The 2,646-nt window shown below is 70.0% G+C and carries 2 protein-coding genes; both read right to left on the bottom strand.

Annotated elements, in window-relative coordinates; all coding sequences use genetic code 11:
- Positions 1–127: 127 nt before the first annotated feature.
- On the bottom strand, positions 128–913 hold the full coding sequence (gene istB / locus J1M37_RS07755; RefSeq protein WP_010078636.1) for an IS21-like element helper ATPase IstB: 786 nt from the start codon (positions 911–913) through the stop codon (positions 128–130).
- The gene (locus J1M37_RS07750; protein ID WP_206452415.1) at positions 910–2,433 is read right to left on the bottom strand and encodes an IS21-like element ISMlu14 family transposase; all 1,524 of its coding nucleotides are present in this window, start codon (positions 2,431–2,433) and stop codon (positions 910–912) included. Before J1M37_RS07750 ends, istB begins: the two co-directional genes overlap by 4 nt.
- Positions 2,434–2,646: the final 213 nt, after the last annotated feature.

The following is a 2,646-nucleotide window of genomic DNA, read 5'->3' as shown; positions in this document are numbered from 1 at the left end:
TGTCAAGGGCCATTGAGTTCTGCCCATAGGCGGCCAGTGTTTCTTCCCGCTGGTGGCCATCAGAACTGCCCACTGGTGGCCAGCTGGTTTGCCCGTTTGGGTGGTGGTGCTGGCCACCGTGATGGGATCAGTTCAGTGGCATGACTCCCTTCCCGGCCATTGCCTGGGTCATCCGTACGGAGTCTCCGGTGGTCTGGCACACGTGGGCGTGGTGCAGGAGCCGGTCCACGGTGGCGGTGGCCAGGGTCTTGGGCATCAGCTCGTCGAAGCCGGCCGGGTGCAGGTTCGAGCTGATCGCTACGGAGCGTTTCTCGTAGGCGGCGTCCACGATGCGGTAGAGGCCCTCGGCGGCATCGTCGGCGACCGGCAGCAGGCCGATGTCGTCGATGACGATCAGGTCGGCGCGCAGGATTCGGGCGACGGCTTTGGTGATGGTGTCATCGGGCCGGTGGGCCCGGATCATCGCCCCGAGGTCCTCCAGGGTGAACCAGGCCACCCGCTTGCCCTCCTCCACGGCCTGCTGGCCCAGGGCCTCGAGGAAGAAGGTCTTGCCGGTGCCGGAGGGCCCGCAGACCACGAGGTTCTCTCTGCGCGAGAGCCATTCCAGGGTGCGCAGGGACTGCTGGGTCGGGGCCGGGATCGAGGAGGCGCCCGGATCCCAGGTCGTGAAGGTCTTGCCGGTGGGGAACCCGGCGGCCTTGCGCCGGGCGGCGAGCATGGATCGGGCCCGACCGGTGGTCTCCTCGACCAGCAGGGCCTTGAGGACCTCGGCCGGCTCCCAGCGTTGGGCCCGGGCGGTGGCCAGTACCTCGGCGGCGATACCGCGGGCGTGGGGCATCTTCAGCTGCCGCAACAGCGCCTCCAAATCGGCCGGCAGCGCCGGTGCGGCGGTGTTCGGGGTGTGGATGCTCACCGGGCTGCCCCCTCGGTGTTGGAGGTACCGAGGCCGGCCCAGCCGGCGGTGCCCTGGGTCAGGGACCGTTCCTCGGTGGCGGTGTGCATCCCGGTGCGGTGGCCGGCGGCGGTGAGCAGGGAGGCCAGGTCGCCGTGGGCGAAGCGCTGGTGCACCGCGGCCACCCCGAGGGCGCGGTCGACCTGGTCGGTGCCGGCGAGCTTGGCCAGGGTGACGGCCTCGGCCATCTTCTGACCGATCCGGCTGGTGCCGGCCGCGGCGGCCTCCACCAGCCAGGTCCTCGCTCCGGCCCCGATGGCCAGGAACTCGGCCTCCGCCGCCGAACGGGGCACCGGGGTGTAGTCCCCGGGCACCTTGTCCGTCTCGTGGCCGGGGAAGTGCGCGTCGTCGATGGCCGGGGACCCGGGCCGGGCCACCCGGTGCCGGGCGACCTCCACCGGCCCCTGCGCACCGGCGTGCATGATCACCACCATCGAGTCCGGTCCGGTGCCGTGATGGCGCACGAACACCTCGGCCCCGAGCAGGTGCGCGGGCACCGAGTACTGGGCGTTTTCGAAGGAGACCATCGACGTGTTCTCCGGCACCTTCCGTCCCACCCCGTAGGCCACGGTGTGCGCCGTGGCGGGGATCCGATGCAACGCGCTGGTCTCCTCGGCGAGCATGTGGTCCGGGCGGCGCCGGGTCACCCGGTGCTCCCGGGAGTTCACCATGGCCATGAACCCCGCGCAGGCGGCCTCGAGCTCAGCGAACGAGGCGTACTGGTCCCGCAGGTTGGTGTCCTTCGGGACCAGGTCGGCCTTGGCCAGCTTCACCGCGTTCTCCACCCCGCCCTTGGCGGCCGGATCCGCTGGCTGGCAGGTCAGCACCTCCACGCCGTAATGCCGAGCGAACGCCACGGTGGCCTGGTTACGCACCGGCACCCCGGCCACATGAGAGACCGTCACTGTCTTCTCGTTATCCGTCAGCACATAGGTCGGCGCGCCCCCGATCAGCCGGAAGCACCGGTCCAGGGCGGCGAACACACTCGGAGCCGTCCTATCACGCAGGGCGATGACGATCCGGTAGCGGGACCAGGCCAGCCAGGCCACGAACAGCACCGTCTTGGCCCCGTCGATCGCCGGCCCATCGCCGAAGTCGTACTGCAGCCATGCGCCCGGCTCGGTGATCCAGGGCCGGTGCACCCGGCGCTTCCCGGCCCGCCAGGCGGCCTTCACCTCGGCCACCGCCCGCCGGGTGGAGCGCTCAGAGCCGGTGTAGCCCATTGCGGTGAGCTTGGCGTGCACGACATCGGCGCGGATCCTGCCCGTGGAGGCCTCGACCCATTCCTCGATCTTGGGCAGCCAGACATCGGTGACCTTCGGGCGGCTGGCTCCGGATCCAGGGGTCTGGCCGGCGTCGCGGGCCCGCACCAGCCGGGCCACGGTGTGATGGGAGCAACCGGCCAGCTCGGCGGCGCCCCGCAATGACTTGGTCAGGTCATAGGCACTGAGTATTTTCATGGTTTCTGCGGCATCCTTCATTCAGGGCCTCTTCCTCGCTGGATTCGATTCGACACCGATATCCAACCCGGGGAGGAGGCCCCCGCCGGCTCACGACGCGGCGGGCAACGAGCAACGCGGGCAAACCAGATGGCCAGCACCGGGCAGTTCCCGTGGCCATCACTGGGCAGTCCTCATGGCCGTCAGCGGGTCATTCCCTGGCCACCTATGGGCAGCTTTTCATGGCCGCTTACA

Origin of the sequence: Micrococcus sp. KRD012, from assembly GCF_017168555.1 — a bacterium.
Lineage (GTDB): Bacteria > Actinomycetota > Actinomycetes > Actinomycetales > Micrococcaceae > Micrococcus > Micrococcus luteus.
This window is presented reverse-complemented; position numbering and strand designations above follow the sequence as displayed.

Bases quoted from the DNA above. Each gene is read 5' to 3' on its own strand.
- J1M37_RS07750 (WP_206452415.1), bottom strand. From the start codon at position 2,433: ATGAAGGATGCCGCAGAAACCATGAAAATACTCAGTGCCTATGACCTG.